General features: G+C 43.6%; 1 protein-coding gene. It reads right to left on the reverse strand.

Annotated features, from left to right (window positions below):
• Positions 1 to 234, reverse strand: a 234-nt coding sequence (locus IQR33_RS22735; protein WP_193844064.1) for a hypothetical protein, incomplete at both ends; no start/stop codon positions are given.

Consider the following 234-nt stretch of genomic DNA (forward strand, 5'->3'; position numbering starts at 1 on the left):
TCTGCCATATGAACAGCTTCAATGTCGTCAGATGCAATCCACGTAGGCAAAACGTTAAACCCGAACAGCTTAAATAATGGGCTGGTTTGATGCGTATCTAAGGTGACTGTATTTTTATCCAGTAGTCGTTCATTTGCCCACTCTTTTGCTGAACTCACACTTCCAGAATGTAATGGCTCTGCCGTCGTTGGCGTTTCCATTAGTTGTTTCTGGTTTCGTCTGTATTCGACCAAG

Source organism: Vibrio sp. OPT46 (assembly GCF_015163535.1).
GTDB classification, from domain to species: domain Bacteria; phylum Pseudomonadota; class Gammaproteobacteria; order Enterobacterales; family Vibrionaceae; genus Vibrio; species Vibrio alginolyticus.